Source organism: Noviherbaspirillum denitrificans, assembly GCF_002211445.1.
In the GTDB taxonomy this organism is placed as follows: Bacteria; Pseudomonadota; Gammaproteobacteria; order Burkholderiales; family Burkholderiaceae_D; genus Noviherbaspirillum; species Noviherbaspirillum denitrificans.
Map to the genome: position 1 here is coordinate 69,612 of NZ_LSTO01000003.1, position 14,842 is coordinate 84,453.

The following is a 14,842-nucleotide window of genomic DNA, read 5'->3' on the forward strand; positions in this document are numbered from 1 at the left end:
CATCGCGGGTTTTCTTTATCCTTGCTGCCACCGCGACTGGCGCGGCGGTTCAGGCGGCAACTTAGGCTGCCAGTGCCTTCAGGGCAGCTGCCAGGCGGCTCTTGTGGCGAGCGGCCTTGTTCTTGTGGATGATCTTCTTATCGGCGATACGGTCGATCGTCGAAATGGAAGCCTGGAATACTTGCGCAGCAGCTGCCTTGTCACCACCGTCGATAGCCTTGCGGACAGCCTTGATTGCCGTGCGCAGCGTGGAACGCTGGCTGGAGTTGTGAGCGTTTTGCTTGACTGCTTGACGGGCACGTTTGCGCGCTTGTGCGGTATTTGCCATGTATCTTTCCTAATTCGAAATCGGGCTATGTGTTCGCGGGATGCGAGACAAAATTCTGTAAAGCTGTCGAGTATAGCCTTTTTTTGGGATATGGGCAATGGATTCAACGCTTTGCGCCATTGTGCCAGAAATCCGTGACAATGTCGCACTGCGTTTGCGCAAACCTTGCTTGGGCGCTGGACGAGCCGGCCAATGGCAAGCGGCTATAATTGCGGCCCATGAAACTCCACAAAACGCTGGCGACCGTCTCCGGCATGACCATGCTGTCGCGGGTGACGGGGCTGCTGCGCGAGCTGCTGATTGCCCGCGCCTTCGGCGCCTCCGCCTATACCGACGCCTTTTTCGTCGCCTTTCGCATCCCCAACCTCTTGCGCCGGCTGTTTGCCGAAGGCGCGTTTTCGCAGGCCTTCGTGCCCATCCTTGCGGAATACAAGAACCAGAAGGGCGAGGCGGCCACCAAAGATCTTACCGATCATGTCGCCACCGTTCTCATCTGGGCGTTGTTACTGACCTGCCTGGTCGGCATTATCGGCGCCCCGGTCATCGTTTACTTCATCGCGACCGGCCTGAAGTCCGATCCGACCGCCTTCAACTCGGCCGTCATCATGACTCGGATCATGTTCCCGTACATCGGATTCATGGCCTTTGTCGCGCTGGCCGGCGGCATACTGAATACCTGGCGCCAGTTCCGCGTACCTGCGTTCACGCCTGTCCTGCTCAACCTCTCCTTCATCGCGGCGTCACTGCTGGTCGCACCGCACATGGAACAGCCAGTCTATGCGCTGGCGTTTGCCGTGGTCGTCGGTGGCATCCTGCAGGTCGCGGTCCAGGTGCCCGCACTGCGCAAGATCGGCATGCTGCCGCGCGTGGGCATCAATGTGAAAGCCGCCCTGGCCGATGCCGGCGTGCGCCGCGTCCTGAAACAGATGGTGCCCGCTATCCTCGCCGTGTCGGTGGCGCAAATCAGCGTCATCATCAATACCAACATTGCGTCGCGCCTTGAAAACGGGAGTGTCTCCTGGCTGTCGTATGCCGATCGCCTGATGGAATTTCCGACCGCGCTGCTCGGCGTGGCACTGGGCACCATCCTGCTGCCCAGCCTCTCGAAGGCGCACACCGAGGGTGACCATGAGGAATACGCTTCGCTGCTGGACTGGGGTCTGCGGCTGACCTTCCTGCTTGCGCTACCGTCGGCAGTCGGGTTGCTGACCCTGTCCGAGCCGTTGACCACGACGCTCTTCCACTACGGGAAGTTCGATGTCGAGTCGGTCGTCATGACCGGCCGCGCACTGATCGCATATGGTGTCGGGTTGATCGGCCTGATCGTCGTCAAAATCCTTGCGCCGGGCTTCTACGCCAAACAGGACATCCGCACACCAGTCAAAATCGGCATTGGCGTACTGGTGGCGACACAGCTGATGAACTATGCGTTTGTTCCATGGATCGAGCATGCAGGTCTGGCGCTCTCCGTTGGCGTGGGAGCCTGTCTCAACGCAGCCTTCCTCTATTGGGGACTGCGCCGCAAGGGCATTTACCAGGCCTTGCCGGGCTGGGGTTTGTTCCTCGCAAAGCTGACCGGTGCGCTGTTCCTGCTCGCCGGCGTTGCCTTGTGGACGGCCGGACAGTTCGATTGGATTGCGATGCAGTCCGTGCCCCTCAAGCGGGTCGGTGCGTTAACGCTCGTCATGCTTGCCTGCGGCGTCACCTATTTCGGGGCGCTGATCGCCATGGGATTCCGCTTCCGCGACTTCAAGCGGGTCTCGTCTTGAGAAAAGTTCCCGCGCGCCGTATTTATCCACGCCTTGCCATGCCGCCCTTTCAATGGCTGCGGCATGGTTTATGATGGTCATGTATGGTGCTCAAATCCCTCGACTACTTCGCGTCGCTTGTACAGGAGGACGACTCCATCCCACTCTTCGAGGCGGCGCTCGCCATCGCGCAGGACGTCGACCCTCAGCTGGACCTGGCGGCAACGCAGGCGGAAGTGGACATCCTTGCGGCGCGGCTCCAGCGGCGTCTCGCGCCCGATGCATCCAGCGTGCAGAAGCTGCGAATGCTCAATCACTTTTTCTATCGGGAACTTGGCTTCGCCGGGAATGTGAACGACTATTACGATCCTGACAACAGTTACCTGCACCGGGTCATCAGCACCCGGCGTGGCATTCCGATCTCGCTCGCAGTGCTCTACATGGAACTGGCGCAGCAGATCGGGCTGGATGTGAAGGGAATTTCCTTCCCCGGGCATTTCCTGATGAAACTGTCGATCCAGTCCGGCGATATCGTGCTGGATCCGTTCAATGGTGTGAGCCTGTCGCGCGAAGAACTCGAGGAAAGGCTGGAGCCCTACTTCGAACACCACAGCTACCCTGGCGCGATTCCGCTGTCCTATTACCTGCATGCCGCGCATCCGCGGGAGATTCTCGTGCGCATGCTGCGCAACCTGAAGGCGCTGTTCGTCGAACACATGCGCTGGCAGCGCGTGCTGGGCGTGCAGCAGCGCCTGCTGATCCTGCTTCCAGGAGAAATCACCGAAAGGCGCGACCGCGGCCTCGCCTATGCGAACCTCGAATGTCCGCAGGCAGCGCTGGCCGACCTCGAAGCCTATCTCGCGGAATGCCCCTATGCGCCGGACGCGGATGTACTGCGCAGCAAGCTGCCGGAACTGCGCGAAGCCAGCAAGCGCATGAATTGACTCAACCTTTCGCCTTCGCTTCGATCGCTTCCCACTTCTCCAGGTTTTCCATCAGCAGTTCGTCGATTTCGGCGAAGCGCGCGTTGAGCTTTTGCACCTCGTCAGGACGCTGCCGGTACAGCTCCGGATCCGCGAGCTGCTCGGAGATCGTCTTCTGCTCTGCTTCCAGGCCCGCGATCAGGCCCGGCAGGGTTTCGAGTTCGCGCTGCTCCTTGTAACTCAGCTTCTTGGTTTTCTGCGGACTCTGTGCGGCGGGCTTCTCCACCGGCTTGGCCTCGGCTTTGGCGACCTGCTTCGGCGCTTGCTGGCTCGCCGCGCGCACGCGTTCCCAGTCGGTATAGCCGCCCACATACTCGCGCCACAGTCCTTCGCCTTCGGCAACGATGACCTGCGTCACGACATTGTCGAGGAACATGCGGTCATGGCTGACAAGGAATACGGTGCCGCTGTAATCCTCGAGCAATTCCTCCAGCAATTCGAGCGTGTCGATGTCAAGGTCGTTGGTCGGCTCGTCCAGCACGAGGACGTTGGCGGGACGCGCGAACAGGCGCGCGAGAAGCAAGCGATTGCGCTCACCACCCGAGAGCGACTTCACGGGCGAGCGCGCGCGTTCCGGTGCGAACAAGAAATCGCCTAGGTAACTCATCACATGCTTGCGCTGGCCGTTGATCTCCACCCAGTCGCTGCCCGGCGAGATGGTGTCGGCGAGGCTCGATTCTTCGTTCAGCTGGGCGCGCATCTGGTCGAAGTACGCGACCTGCAGGCGGGCCCCTTGGCGCACAGTTCCCGCATCCGGCGTCTCCTCGCCGAGGATCAGCTTGAGCAGCGTCGTCTTGCCGGCGCCGTTCGGCCCGATCAGGCCGACCTTGTCACCGCGAAGGATCGTGTCCGTGAAGTCACGCACAATGGTCTTGTCGCCGTAGCGCTTGTGGATGCCGATGAGTTCGGCGACGATCTTTCCGGAACGCTCGCCTTCGGCGACGTCCAGCCGGACTTGGCCCTGCTGGTCACGCCGCTGGTTGCGCGTGACGCGGAGCTGCTCCAGCCGCCGCACGCGTCCCTCGTTGCGGGTGCGACGCGCTTCCACGCCCTTGCGGATCCACACTTCTTCCTGCGCGAGGAACTTGTCGAACTTGGCGTTTTCGATCGCTTCGATTTCGAGCTGCTCGGCCTTGCGCGTCTGATAGGCGCTGAAGTTGCCGGGGAAAGACAGTAGCCGGCCGCGGTCGAGTTCGACGATGCGGGTGGCGACGTTGTCGAGGAAGGAGCGGTCGTGGGTGATGAACAGGATGCTGCCCTTGAATTCACGCAGCAACGCTTCCAGCCAGATGATGGAGTTGAAGTCGAGGTGGTTGGTCGGTTCGTCGAGCAGCAGCACGTCGGGCGCGCCGACCAGCGCGCGCGCGAGTGCGACGCGCTTTTGCGTGCCACCCGAGAGCGTGCCGATCGCCGCCGTCTTGTCGAGGTTCAGCCGTGCGAGAATGGTCTCAACGCGATTGCCGAGGTTCCATGCATCGCCCGCATCGAGTTTCGCCTGCAGCACATGCAGCCTGTCCATCAGGGCCTCGTCCTCATGTCCACCGAGGCGCGCGGTCAAGTCGTTGTATTCGTCGAGCAAACGCTGCGTTTCGCCCATGCCGGCCGCTACGGTATCGAACACGGACGCCTGCTGTTCGAACGCCGGCTCCTGCTCGACATACGCGATCTTGACGCCCTGCTGCATCACGAGCAGGCCGTCGTCGAGCTTCGATGTGCCGGCAATGATTTTCAGGAGCGAGGATTTACCGGTGCCGTTACGACCGATCAGGCCGACGCGCTCGCCGGATTCAAGGGAGAACTCTGCGTGGTCGAGCAATGCGGCATGCCCGAACGCGAGCTGGGCATTGGAAAGGGAAATGACAGCCATAGATACGCCAGATGCAGGCTGCCACGGGAGGCCGGACAGCCGAAATGAGAGAAGAAGCACGCATTGTACCGACTCGCGCTGCCGGAAAGCGCATTTGCTTGCGCCGACTCGGCTATAATCCTGCCTTGGCTGTCATGCAGCCAGTCAAGCGTCTCGCCGTAGTTCAATGGATAGAACGAGTGCCTCCTAAGCGCTAGATACAGGTTCGATTCCTGTCGGCGGGACCAATCTCCCCCTTTTTCCTCCCCAATGTGTAACGTTCGGTAACTTTCGCCGATCGCCTCTTCCGGCTTCCTATAATAAAGCTTGGGAGAATCCGTATCATGTCCAAGCCGCTCGCATCATCCATCGTCATTGCCGCCGTCCTGTTGAATGGCTGCGCAGTCTATGAGTCGCATCCGGGATACCAGGTTTCGGCAAGCGACTACGGCCATGGCCCTGTGACCTACTACACCACGCCGCCTGCCTACTATGTCGCCCCCGCCCCGGTCTACGTCGGGCCGCCCGTTTATGCCGCCCCGGTACCTTCCTTCAGCATGCAAATCCAGTCCGGCACAGGTTTCCGCAGGGGTCCGCATGGCCCGCGTCAACGGCTGCGCTCCGGCAATGCTGCTGGTTCGCAAGTAGGCGGACCGGGCTGGACCGGTTCAGTGTGGAGCCGATAAGCAAGCTTTGGCGGCACTCCGTTCGCCCTGAGCAAACTCAAGATGCTCAGGACCGCCGGCAGTAAGATGACTCTATCCTTATTCAGCAGAGTTACACATGCCGACGACACCCAACCAAAAACAAGCATCCATCCCGCCAGCACCCGAGGAAGCCACCGAATACCTTCCCCCGGAGGAGGCGGCAACGGTACATCCTGAGGAAAGTGCGTCCGAGTTATCGAAGCGCCTCAGCATCCTCGGCAAACTGATCATTCCCCCTCCCCCGACGCCATAGCGGCGTTACTCACATAAATTGTGGTCAAGTCTGTGGACAAGTGTCCCGGGCGAAATACATGTTCATGATTTTTCGGGGAATTTTCATATTGACGAATTTCAAGGCACAGATCGGTTCGCGGTGAGCGCCTGGAAGGGCTGACGCGAAACTTTGGACGCGCGTGCCGGCCTAAATGACTGTCATGCTGTTGGAAGGTGCCATGCCGGGCTTATTCGTGGCCTTCCTGGTCATGTAACAACGCCTCGTCCATCGTGAGAACCGGCGGACCTATTGACGCCACCCACGATGGCCAGAGCCCCGGCCATCAGCCATTCCTCTGCGTCCCTTTCCTGCGAAAACCGTCCCCGTCCGAGTAGGAGATCGTGTGATTCGTTTGTGGAAAATGCTGGCATCCCTCGTGGCCGGGGCGATATGCCTTTCCGCCATTCTCGGCCAGGCCACACGCAATACCGACAGCCGCGTCGAGACCATGATGGAGCTGCGAGATGCGTCTTCGTACGCGGAATACCGCGCCCTCGAACGCGAAGCGCATGCCATCTTCCGGGCAACCATCGCCCGCTGCCGAAGAATGCAGGAGACGCATTTCAGCCACTGTGCCAGGGAAGCGCGTGAGCATTTCTACGACGACCTTTCCGAAGCCAAGCGCGTGAGTGGCGCGAACCTCTGACGCCAAGCCAAGCGCGATGGACAAGCTTGCGCGCAAACCATATATTGCAATGTCCAAATTGTTTCCAACAACAAACACTTCGAGGAGATTGCATGAAACTCGTGCGCTACGGCCGCAGCGGCAAGGAGAAGCCTGGTTTGATCGACGCGGAGGGTCGCGTCCGCGACCTGTCGGGCGTGGTCGATGACATCGGCCCCGACCAGCTTTCCGACAAGGTGCTGAAGCGCCTTGCAAAGATCAAACCAGAGTCGCTGCCGCTGGTGCGCGGCAATCCGCGCCGCGGCGTTCCGCTTGCCCGTGTGGGCAAATTCATCGGCATCGGTTTGAATTATTCCGACCACGCGGCGGAAGCCGGCATGGCGATTCCAAAGGAACCGATCGTCTTCATGAAAGCAACGTCCTGCCTCTCCGGCCCGGATGATCCGGTCATGCTGCCGAAGGGCTCGAAGAAGACCGACTGGGAAGTGGAACTGGGTGTCGTAATCGGCACGGTCGCACGCTCGGTGAGCGAAAAAGATGCGCTGTCCCATGTGGCCGGCTATTGCGTCGTCAATGACGTATCGGAGCGCGAGTACCAGCTCGAGCGCGGCACGCAATGGGACAAGGGCAAGGGGTGCGACACCTTCGGCCCGGTTGGCCCCTGGCTGGTGACACGCGACGAAGTGCCGAATCCACAGCGCCTCGAACTCTGGCTGGACCTGAACGGCAAGCGCGTACAGTCCGGCAATACGAAAACGATGATCTTTTCCGTCGCCAAGCTGGTCAGCTACGTGAGCCGCTTCATGACACTCATGCCGGGCGACATCATCACCACCGGCACGCCACCGGGCGTCGGCATGGGCATGAAGCCGCCGCAGTTCCTGAAACGCGGGGACGAACTCGTATTGGGAATCGAAGGGCTGGGTGAACAGCGCCAGTCCGTCGTTGCCTACAAGGCGGCCTGATACGGCGGCTATTCGGCGTCGGGCTGGCTGGCCGGCGCCGCCTTGGCGAATGCATCGAGCGTCAGGCAAGCATCATTGATACGCAGGATCGTCGGCATGGCGGATAGGTCGCATTCCAGCCGGCGTGCGTTCGCGATTTGCGGAATGAGGCAGCAATCCGCCAGCGTGGGCGTGTCGCCGAAGCAGAACCGCCCGGTGCGTTCGTCGCGCGCCAGCATGGTTTCGATGGAGGCAAGGCCCTGTTCGCACCAGTGCCGATACCACGCATTCTTGTCGTCCTCGCTCACCTTAAGATTGCGGACGAGGTAGCGCAACACGCGCAGGTTGTTGATCGGGTGGATATCGCAGGCGATTGACAGTGCGATACCGCGTACATGGGCGCGGTCGATCGGATCGCCGGGAAGAAGCGGCGGCGCGGGATGCGTCTCGTCGAGGTATTCGATGATGGCAAGCGACTGCGTCAATGCCCTCTGCACGCCATCCACCTCGTCAACCAGCGCAGGCACGAGGGCATCGGGATTCAGCTTCCGGTATTCCGGGCTGAACTGCTCTCCCCCGTTGCGCAACAGGTGGACCGGGACCACCTCATACGGCAGCCCCTTCAGGTTCAACGCGATACGCACGCGATACGATGCCGAACTGCGAAAGTAGCTGTACAGCTTCATTCCGGCCTCCGGTCCCTGCACAATCAAACGACTCGCACCTTCAGTTCGCCCAGGCCGGCAATCGCCCCTTCGAGGAGGTCGCCCTGCTTTACCGCAGCGACACCTTCCGGGGTACCGGTGAAGATCAGGTCGCCTGGGCGAAGCTCGTAGTACTTCGACAGGTGCTCGATGGTTTCCGCGACGTTCCAGATCAGTTTTTCGACATCGCTCTTCTGGCGGCTTGCACCGTTCACATCGAGCTTGATCTCACCCTTGGCGTAATGTCCGGTTTCGGACACTGGATGGAGAGGCGCGATTGGCGCGGAGAAATCAAAACCCTTGCCGGTGCACCATGGACGGCCCAGTTTCTTCGCTTCGCCCTGCAGGTCGCGACGGGTCATGTCGAGGCCGACGGCGTAGCCCCAAACATGTTGCAGGGCATCTGCGGCGGCAATGTTCTTCCCGCCCTTGCCGATTGCAACAACCAGTTCGATTTCATGGTGCAGGTCAGCGGTCATCGGCGGGTACGGCATTTCACCCACCGCGCCATGCTGCACCGGCAGAACGGCATCCGCCGGCTTCATGAAGAAGAACGGCGCCTCGCGGCCGGTTGCGCCCATCTCCTTGGCGTGTTCGACGTAGTTGCGGCCGACGCAGTAGATGCGATGTACCGGGAAAACGGCATCGCTGCCGGCAACGGGAACAGTAGCTACGGGTGGCTGGGGAATGGCAAATTGCATGGTGGGCTCCTGGTTATTTTTCTGATTATGCCATCGGTGAACCGGATGCGCCTGAAGCGTCCGGCCAAAGAAAAACCGCCTTGCCGGCGAGCGAACAAGGCGGTTTGCATGTGATGCAGAAAGTGCTTAACCTTCGCCGAGATAAGCCTCGCGCACCTTCGGATCATCGAGCATGTCCTTGGCATTGCCGGTCATGGTGATGAGGCCGGAGTCCATCACGTAACCGCGGTGCGCAGCCTGCAGCGCCAGCTTCGCGTTCTGCTCGACCAGAAGGATGGTCACGCCCTGCGCCGACACATTGCGCACAACTTCGAAGATCTTTTCGACCATGATCGGCGACAGGCCCATCGACGGCTCGTCCAGCAGCAGCAGCTTCGGATGGCTCATCAGCGCGCGCGCCATCGCCAGCATCTGCTGTTCACCGCCCGACAAGGTGCCGGCCAGCTGCGCGGAACGCTCCTTCAGGCGCGGGAACACGCCGAACCACTTGTCGATGTCGGCCTGGATGCCATCCTTGTCGTCGCGGATGTAAGCACCCATCATCAGGTTTTCGAGGATGGTCATGCGGGTGAACACGCCGCGACCTTCCGGCACCATCGCCAGCTTGTTCTTGACCAGCTCGAACGACTTGGTGCCCTGGATCTGGCTGCCCGAATAGTAAATATTTCCTTCGACCTTGCAGCCCGGCAGCGTGCCGGTGATGGCCTTGAGCGTCGTCGTCTTGCCCGCGCCATTCGCGCCGATCAGCGTGACGAGCTCGCCCTTGTTGACTTCAAGGTCGACGCCCTTGACCGCCTGGATGCCGCCGTAGGCGATCTTCAGGCCGCTGACCTTCAGAATGTTTTCGCTCATTAGTGTCCACCTCCCAAATATGCCTCGATCACCGCCGGGTTCTTTTGCACCTCGGCCGGTACGCCTTCCGCGATCGGTTTGCCGTAATCGAGCACCGTGAGGCGGTCGCACAGTCCCATCATCAGTTTCACGTCGTGTTCGATCAGCAGGATCGTCTTGCCTTCCGCCTTGATCTTGACCAGCAGTTCGCGCAGCGCGAGCTTTTCGGTCGCGTTCATGCCGGCGGCCGGTTCGTCCAGTGCCAGTAGTTGCGGATCGGTCGCCAGTGCGCGCGCGATTTCCAGGCGGCGCTGATCGCCGTAGGACAGGTGACGCGACGTGCGTCCTGCGAATTGCGCGATGCCGACGAAGTCGAGCAGTTCCATCGCACGGCGGCGGATGGATGCTTCTTCTTCACGCGCTGCCTTGTGGTGCAGTACGGCGCCGAGCACGCCCTGCTTGGTGCGGACGTGACGGCCGACCATCACGTTTTCCAGCGCGGACATCTCGCCGAACAGGCGGATGTTCTGGAATGTACGCGCGATGCCTGCCTTGGCCACTTCATGCGGTGCGGACGGCGAGTACGGCTTGCCGGCGAGTTCGAAGGTACCGGTGTCGGGCTGATACAGGCCTGTGATCACGTTGAAGAACGTGGTCTTGCCGGCGCCGTTCGGGCCGATGAGGCCGTAGATCTGGCCGCGCATGATCTTGATGTTGACGTCCGACAGCGCCTGCAGGCCGCCGAAGCGCTTGTTCACACCTGCAATATTCAGAATGGTTTGTTCGCTCATGAAAGTTCCTTATGCAGCCAGCGCCGTCGGTTCTTTTTCGTCGTGACGCTTCTTGGCGTTCGCGTCCATGCGGTCTTCGTGTTGCGGCGAGGGCCACAGACCTGCGGGGCGGTACAGCATGATCACAACCATGGCCAGGCCGTACAGCAACTGGCGCAGCACTTCGGCATCGATCAGCACGGCACCGAACAACTGGCGTTGCAGCGGTTCGACCACGTGGCGCAGCACTTCCGGCAGCGCGGCGAGGATCACGCCGCCGAGCACGACGCCGGGGATGTGGCCGATACCGCCCAGCACCACCATCGCGAGCACAGCGATCGATTCCATCAGCGAGAACGATTCCGGCGAGATGAAGCCCTGGAACGATGCGAACATGGCGCCAGAAATACCGCCGAAGGAAGCACCCATGCCGAATGCGAGCAGCTTGATGTTGCGAGTGTTGATGCCCATCGCCTTGGCGGCGATTTCGTCTTCGCGGATCGCGACGAAGGCGCGGCCGAGACGGGAATGCTGCAGGCGGACGGAAATGAAGATGATCGCCGCGCACAGTGCCAGGAACAGGAAATAGTACGCATTGACCGACGGCATGGACATGCCGAGGAACTTCACCGTCGCGTTGGTGCCAGGTTCACCTGCAAGCGACACGCCGAAAATGCGGATCGGGTCGATCAGGTTGATACCTTGCGGGCCGTTGGTGATGTTCACCGGCGCGTTCAGGTTGTTCATGAAGATGCGGATGATTTCGCCAAAGCCGAGTGTCACGATGGCCAGGTAGTCGCCGCGCAGCTTCAGAGTCGGTGCGCCGAGCAGCGCGCCGAAGAAGGCTGCCAGTGCGGCGCCGAGCGGCACGATCATCCAGACCGACAGGTGAATGCCGTTCTTCGCCGCTTCCTCGCCCACCATCCAGATCAGTGCATCCCCGATCATCGGATACTGGTTGACGAAGGATTCGAGCACGGTCGCGAATTGCGGCGATGCCAGCAGGCCGGTCATGTAGGCGCCCAGCGCGTAGAACGCGATGTAACCCAAGTCCAGCAGGCCGGCCATGCCGACCACGATATTCAGGCCGAGCGCGAGCATGATGTACAGCAGCGCCAGGTCCATGATACGCACCCAGGAATTGCCGTAGTGCATGGCAATGAACGGGAATGCGGCCAGCGCAATGCCGAGGATGGCAAAGCTGGTGAAGGCCTTGCGCGGATTGTGTTTGACGTCGAATAGTGTTGACATGAAGCTCTCCTCTACTTGCGCTTACGCACGGTCCGCAACACGTTCACCCATGATGCCGGACGGACGCAGTGTGAGTACGATGATTAGCACGATGAATGCAAAGATGTCCTGGTAGTGGCTGCCGAGGAAGCCGCCGGTCAGGTCACCGATGTAACCGGCGCCAAGGCTTTCGATCAGGCCAAGCAGGATGCCGCCGACCATTGCGCCGTAGATGTTGCCGATACCGCCGAGCACCGCGGCGGAGAATGCCTTCAGGCCGGGCACGAAGCCCATCGCGAACTGGGCGGACGAGTAGTTGGCACCCCACATCACGCCGGCAACCGCAGCGAGTGCGGCACCGATGGCGAAGGTCATCACGATGACCTTGTTGGCATCGACACCCATCAGGCCCGCAACGCGCGGATTCTCCGCAGTGGCGCGCATGGCGCGGCCCATACGGGTGCGCTCGACCAGCAGCACCAGGCCAACCATGGCGGCGGTGGCGAGCAGGAGCAGCATGACCTGGGTCGGCGAAATCAGCGCGCCACCGATGGTGAAGGGCTCGGACGGCATCACTTGCGGGAAGGGGATGGGGCTGCGGCCCCAGATCATCATCGCGAAGGTTTGCAGCAGGATGGACACGCCGATCGCGGTGATCAGCGGAGCGAGACGCGGCGCATTGCGCAGGCGGCGATAGGCGACGCGTTCGATGATGATGTTGACAAGCACACAGACCGGGATCGCGCCGACGATCGCAATACCCAGCTTGACGATGCCGGGCAGGTCGGGGGCGACCTTTTGCAGCAGTTGCAGGATGGTGACACCCATCATGGCACCAATCATCAGCACATCGCCATGCGCGAAGTTGATCAGATTCAGAACGCCGTACACCATGGTGTACCCGAGCGCGACCAGCGCATACATACTGCCTAGCACCAGTCCGTTGATGATTTGTTGGATAAATGTATCCATGGTTTACCTACTCTCTATGAAAGATCGTTCAAATCGGTCTGCAACTTCATTGCGAAAGCAATGTGCAAACGCAGCAATTCGATTCAGATAACAAAAACGGCACCCGGGGAGTTACCTCGAGGTGCCGCCTGGAGAATTCATTGTTTATCTGCAAAGAACTGCAGCGAAAATGCGAATAGCGTGGGTGGTCTGGATGCGCATGATCGTGTCTCCTATGCCGTCTTCGGTAAAAAACTTTTTTAGTTTAGTGTTGCCTTTTGAGCGCACCTGAACCGGGCGGCATTATACCGAACCTGTTCTCATATGAAACATTTTTGCGTCATCTTCACGTCATTCGCTGCGAAAGCAACAACAATTCCTTCGAACTGTTGGAACACTTGCAACGATCGACGTTCCCTGCCGCCGTAGTACGCTCCGCCAACACCCGCGCCTTTATCAATTCGCGACACGTGTTATCTACTTTATATTCAAAACTGCAAAAAACTTCCTGAATATTTGCGGTAGCCGTCCTGCCTGTTTCATCGGCTGCGCCCTGCAGTCACTGCCGCCATGGCTGGAGCAGCGCCGCATGCACCTGCAATGACACTGTCATTGCAGGCTGCATCATAACGACGAACGCAAAAAACAATTGATGGAAATTTCAGACGCGGCCTGAATTAAATTCCGGCCGCTTTTCGGCGCTGAGCCGCAGCAATGCTCAGCTTGCGCGAGCAGCCGTCAAACCTTTTGGCATGGGGAAAGTCACGTTTTCCTCAACGCCGGGGAGCGGACGGACGCTCTTTGCGCCGAGGTCCTTGAGACGGTTGATGACGGCCTCGACCAGCACTTCGGGCGCGGAGGCGCCAGCAGTGACGCCGATGCGGGAGGCGCCTTCGATCCAGGCGGGATTGATCTGGTCAGCACTGTCGACCATGTAGGCGGCCGCGCCCTTCTTCTCCGCCACTTCGCGCAGGCGATTGGAATTGGAACTGTTCGGGCTGCCGACCACAACCACGACTTCCACTTGCGGCGCCATGAACTTCACCGCTTCCTGGCGGTTGGTGGTGGCATAGCAGATATCGCCCTTCTTCGGCTCAGAGATGTTCGGGAAGCGGCGCTTGAGGGCGGCGATGACATCGGCGGTGTCATCGACGGACAGCGTGGTCTGCGAGACAAAGGCCAGCATGTCCGGATTGGCAACCTTCAGTTTATCGACGTCCGCGACGTTTTCGACGAGGTACATGCCCTCTTCCGCCTGCCCCATCGTGCCCTCGACCTCGGGATGGCCATCGTGGCCGATCATAATGATCTCGCGCCCTTCGCGGCGCATCTTGGCAACCTCGACATGCACTTTGGTCACCAGCGGGCAGGTGGCATCGAAGACGCGCAGGCCGCGTGCCTCGGCTTCTGCCTGGACCGCCTTCGACACGCCGTGTGCAGAGAAGATGACGGTGTTTCCGGCAGGGACTTCTTCAAGCTCTTCGATGAAGATTGCGCCCTTGGCGCGCAGGTCATTGACGACGTAGGCGTTGTGCACGATTTCGTGGCGCACGTAAATCGGCGCGCCGAATTCCGCGATGGCGCGCTCGACGATTTCGATCGCACGGTCGACGCCGGCGCAGAAGCCGCGCGGCTGGGCAAGCAGGATTTCCTTATCCATGGTCTGGCTGCAAGGGCAAAAATTACAGGATACCGATGATCCGGACTTCGAACTTCAGCGTCTGACCGGCCAGGGGATGGTTGAAGTCAAACAGCGCACTGTCGGCATCGATGGCGCGCAGGACGCCGGCAAACTGTCCGCCGCTCGGCGCATTGAATTCGATCAGGTCACCGACAACATATTCTTCGCCACCGCCCGAATTTTCATCGAGCGTTGCGCGGGAAATACGCTGGATCAGGTCAGGATTGCGCGGGCCGAAGGCTTTTTCGGGCGGCAGCTCGAACACGGTCTGCGTACCCTCCTGCAGACCGAGGAGGCATTCCTCGAGAAACGGTGCCAGCTGGCCGGTGCCGAGTTGCAGTGTGGCGGGGTTTTCGTCAAACGTACTAACAATGTTATTACCGTCGACTCCCGCCAGCCGGTAATGGAGGGTCAGGTAGGAAGAAGGGGTGACGACAGGGACGGCGGACTGGGACATGGGAATTCCGGTTCAAAAGGTAACCCTGTATTGTATTCCACGTGTGCAGCACCCCGCCGCAT

The 14,842-nt window shown here is 60.4% G+C and carries 15 protein-coding genes and 1 tRNA gene; 6 read left to right on the plus strand and 10 right to left on the minus strand.

The window, feature by feature from the left end:
- Positions 1–61: 61 nt before the first annotated feature.
- Positions 62–328 (minus strand): 30S ribosomal protein S20, encoded by a 267-nt coding sequence (gene rpsT, locus AYR66_RS25145; RefSeq protein WP_088710319.1) that lies wholly within the window; start codon positions 326–328, stop codon positions 62–64.
- 218 nt (positions 329–546) lie between these two features.
- Here rpsT and murJ point away from each other — a divergent pair, with 218 nt between their 5' ends.
- Positions 547–2,097 carry a murein biosynthesis integral membrane protein MurJ gene (gene murJ, locus AYR66_RS25150; protein WP_088710320.1) on the plus strand — a complete coding sequence of 517 codons (1,551 nt, stop codon included), beginning with the start codon at positions 547–549 and terminating at the stop codon, positions 2,095–2,097.
- An 83-nt stretch (positions 2,098–2,180) separates the two neighbouring features.
- Entirely contained in the window at positions 2,181–3,020 is an 840-nt protein-coding gene (locus AYR66_RS25155) for a SirB1 family protein (RefSeq protein WP_088710321.1), read from the plus strand.
- A gap of 1 nt (position 3,021) precedes the next feature.
- On the opposite strand, the gene AYR66_RS25160 is transcribed toward AYR66_RS25155, so the two are convergent.
- Positions 3,022–4,926 (minus strand): ATP-binding cassette domain-containing protein, encoded by a 1,905-nt coding sequence (locus AYR66_RS25160; RefSeq protein WP_088710322.1) that lies wholly within the window; start codon positions 4,924–4,926, stop codon positions 3,022–3,024.
- A 152-nt stretch (positions 4,927–5,078) separates the two neighbouring features.
- On the opposite strand from AYR66_RS25160, the gene AYR66_RS25165 reads away from it, so the two are divergent.
- The 4 genes from AYR66_RS25165 (at position 5,079) to AYR66_RS25180 (ending at position 7,476) form a co-directional block, all read left to right on the plus strand.
- A tRNA-Arg gene (locus tag AYR66_RS25165) sits at positions 5,079–5,153 on the plus strand.
- 96 nt (positions 5,154–5,249) lie between these two features.
- Positions 5,250–5,591, plus strand: a complete 342-nt coding sequence (locus AYR66_RS25170; RefSeq protein WP_088710323.1) for a hypothetical protein — start codon at positions 5,250–5,252, stop codon at positions 5,589–5,591.
- A 638-nt stretch (positions 5,592–6,229) separates the two neighbouring features.
- The gene (locus tag AYR66_RS25175) at positions 6,230–6,532 is read left to right on the plus strand and encodes a hypothetical protein (protein WP_141104330.1); all 303 of its coding nucleotides are present in this window, start codon (positions 6,230–6,232) and stop codon (positions 6,530–6,532) included.
- Between the two features lie 92 nt (positions 6,533–6,624).
- Positions 6,625–7,476, plus strand: coding sequence for a fumarylacetoacetate hydrolase family protein (locus tag AYR66_RS25180; protein WP_088710325.1), 852 nt, complete (start codon positions 6,625–6,627; stop codon positions 7,474–7,476).
- An 8-nt stretch (positions 7,477–7,484) separates the two neighbouring features.
- On the opposite strand, the gene maiA is transcribed toward AYR66_RS25180, so the two are convergent.
- The 8 genes from maiA to AYR66_RS25220 all read right to left on the minus strand — a co-directional run bounded on the left by maiA (position 7,485) and on the right by AYR66_RS25220 (position 14,780).
- Complete coding sequence (maiA, locus tag AYR66_RS25185) at positions 7,485–8,141, minus strand: maleylacetoacetate isomerase (protein ID WP_088710326.1); 657 nt, start codon at positions 8,139–8,141, stop codon at positions 7,485–7,487.
- Between the two features lie 23 nt (positions 8,142–8,164).
- A complete protein-coding gene (locus AYR66_RS25190; protein WP_088710327.1) occupies positions 8,165–8,860 on the minus strand; it encodes a fumarylacetoacetate hydrolase family protein in 696 nt (231 codons plus the stop codon).
- Positions 8,861–8,986: 126 nt separating this feature from the next.
- Positions 8,987–9,712 (minus strand): ABC transporter ATP-binding protein, encoded by a 726-nt coding sequence (locus AYR66_RS25195; protein ID WP_088710328.1) that lies wholly within the window; start codon positions 9,710–9,712, stop codon positions 8,987–8,989.
- Positions 9,712–10,482, minus strand: coding sequence for an ABC transporter ATP-binding protein (locus tag AYR66_RS25200; protein ID WP_088710329.1), 771 nt, complete (start codon positions 10,480–10,482; stop codon positions 9,712–9,714). The genes AYR66_RS25195 and AYR66_RS25200 overlap by 1 nt, the downstream gene beginning before the upstream one ends.
- Before the next feature lie 9 nt (positions 10,483–10,491).
- Positions 10,492–11,655 carry an ABC transporter permease subunit gene (locus tag AYR66_RS25205; protein WP_420093143.1) on the minus strand — a complete coding sequence of 388 codons (1,164 nt, stop codon included), beginning with the start codon at positions 11,653–11,655 and terminating at the stop codon, positions 10,492–10,494.
- A 78-nt stretch (positions 11,656–11,733) separates the two neighbouring features.
- The gene (locus tag AYR66_RS25210; RefSeq protein WP_088710331.1) at positions 11,734–12,663 is read right to left on the minus strand and encodes a branched-chain amino acid ABC transporter permease; all 930 of its coding nucleotides are present in this window, start codon (positions 12,661–12,663) and stop codon (positions 11,734–11,736) included.
- Positions 12,664–13,360: 697 nt separating this feature from the next.
- Positions 13,361–14,302 (minus strand): 4-hydroxy-3-methylbut-2-enyl diphosphate reductase, encoded by a 942-nt coding sequence (ispH, locus tag AYR66_RS25215; protein ID WP_088710332.1) that lies wholly within the window; start codon positions 14,300–14,302, stop codon positions 13,361–13,363.
- Between the two features lie 22 nt (positions 14,303–14,324).
- A complete protein-coding gene (locus tag AYR66_RS25220) occupies positions 14,325–14,780 on the minus strand; it encodes an FKBP-type peptidyl-prolyl cis-trans isomerase (protein ID WP_088710333.1) in 456 nt (151 codons plus the stop codon).
- Positions 14,781–14,842 lie beyond the last annotated feature (62 nt).

What these genes read in the sequence shown, in the direction of transcription:
- AYR66_RS25200 (WP_088710329.1), bottom strand. Translation starts at nt 10,482, where the DNA reads ATGAGCGAACAAACCATTCTGAATATTGCAGGTGTGAACAAGCGCTTC.
- AYR66_RS25160 (WP_088710322.1), bottom strand. Translation starts at nt 4,926, where the DNA reads ATGGCTGTCATTTCCCTTTCCAATGCCCAGCTCGCGTTCGGGCATGCC.
- rpsT (WP_088710319.1), bottom strand. Translation starts at nt 328, where the DNA reads ATGGCAAATACCGCACAAGCGCGCAAACGTGCCCGTCAAGCAGTCAAG.
- murJ (WP_088710320.1), top strand. Translation starts at nt 547, where the DNA reads ATGAAACTCCACAAAACGCTGGCGACCGTCTCCGGCATGACCATGCTG.
- AYR66_RS25210 (WP_088710331.1), bottom strand. Translation starts at nt 12,663, where the DNA reads ATGGATACATTTATCCAACAAATCATCAACGGACTGGTGCTAGGCAGT.
- AYR66_RS25180 (WP_088710325.1), top strand. Translation starts at nt 6,625, where the DNA reads ATGAAACTCGTGCGCTACGGCCGCAGCGGCAAGGAGAAGCCTGGTTTG.
- AYR66_RS25195 (WP_088710328.1), bottom strand. Translation starts at nt 9,712, where the DNA reads ATGAGCGAAAACATTCTGAAGGTCAGCGGCCTGAAGATCGCCTACGGC.
- maiA (WP_088710326.1), bottom strand. Translation starts at nt 8,141, where the DNA reads ATGAAGCTGTACAGCTACTTTCGCAGTTCGGCATCGTATCGCGTGCGT.
- AYR66_RS25155 (WP_088710321.1), top strand. Translation starts at nt 2,181, where the DNA reads ATGGTGCTCAAATCCCTCGACTACTTCGCGTCGCTTGTACAGGAGGAC.
- AYR66_RS25190 (WP_088710327.1), bottom strand. Translation starts at nt 8,860, where the DNA reads ATGCAATTTGCCATTCCCCAGCCACCCGTAGCTACTGTTCCCGTTGCC.
- ispH (WP_088710332.1), bottom strand. Translation starts at nt 14,302, where the DNA reads ATGGATAAGGAAATCCTGCTTGCCCAGCCGCGCGGCTTCTGCGCCGGC.
- AYR66_RS25170 (WP_088710323.1), top strand. Translation starts at nt 5,250, where the DNA reads ATGTCCAAGCCGCTCGCATCATCCATCGTCATTGCCGCCGTCCTGTTG.
- AYR66_RS25220 (WP_088710333.1), bottom strand. Translation starts at nt 14,780, where the DNA reads ATGTCCCAGTCCGCCGTCCCTGTCGTCACCCCTTCTTCCTACCTGACC.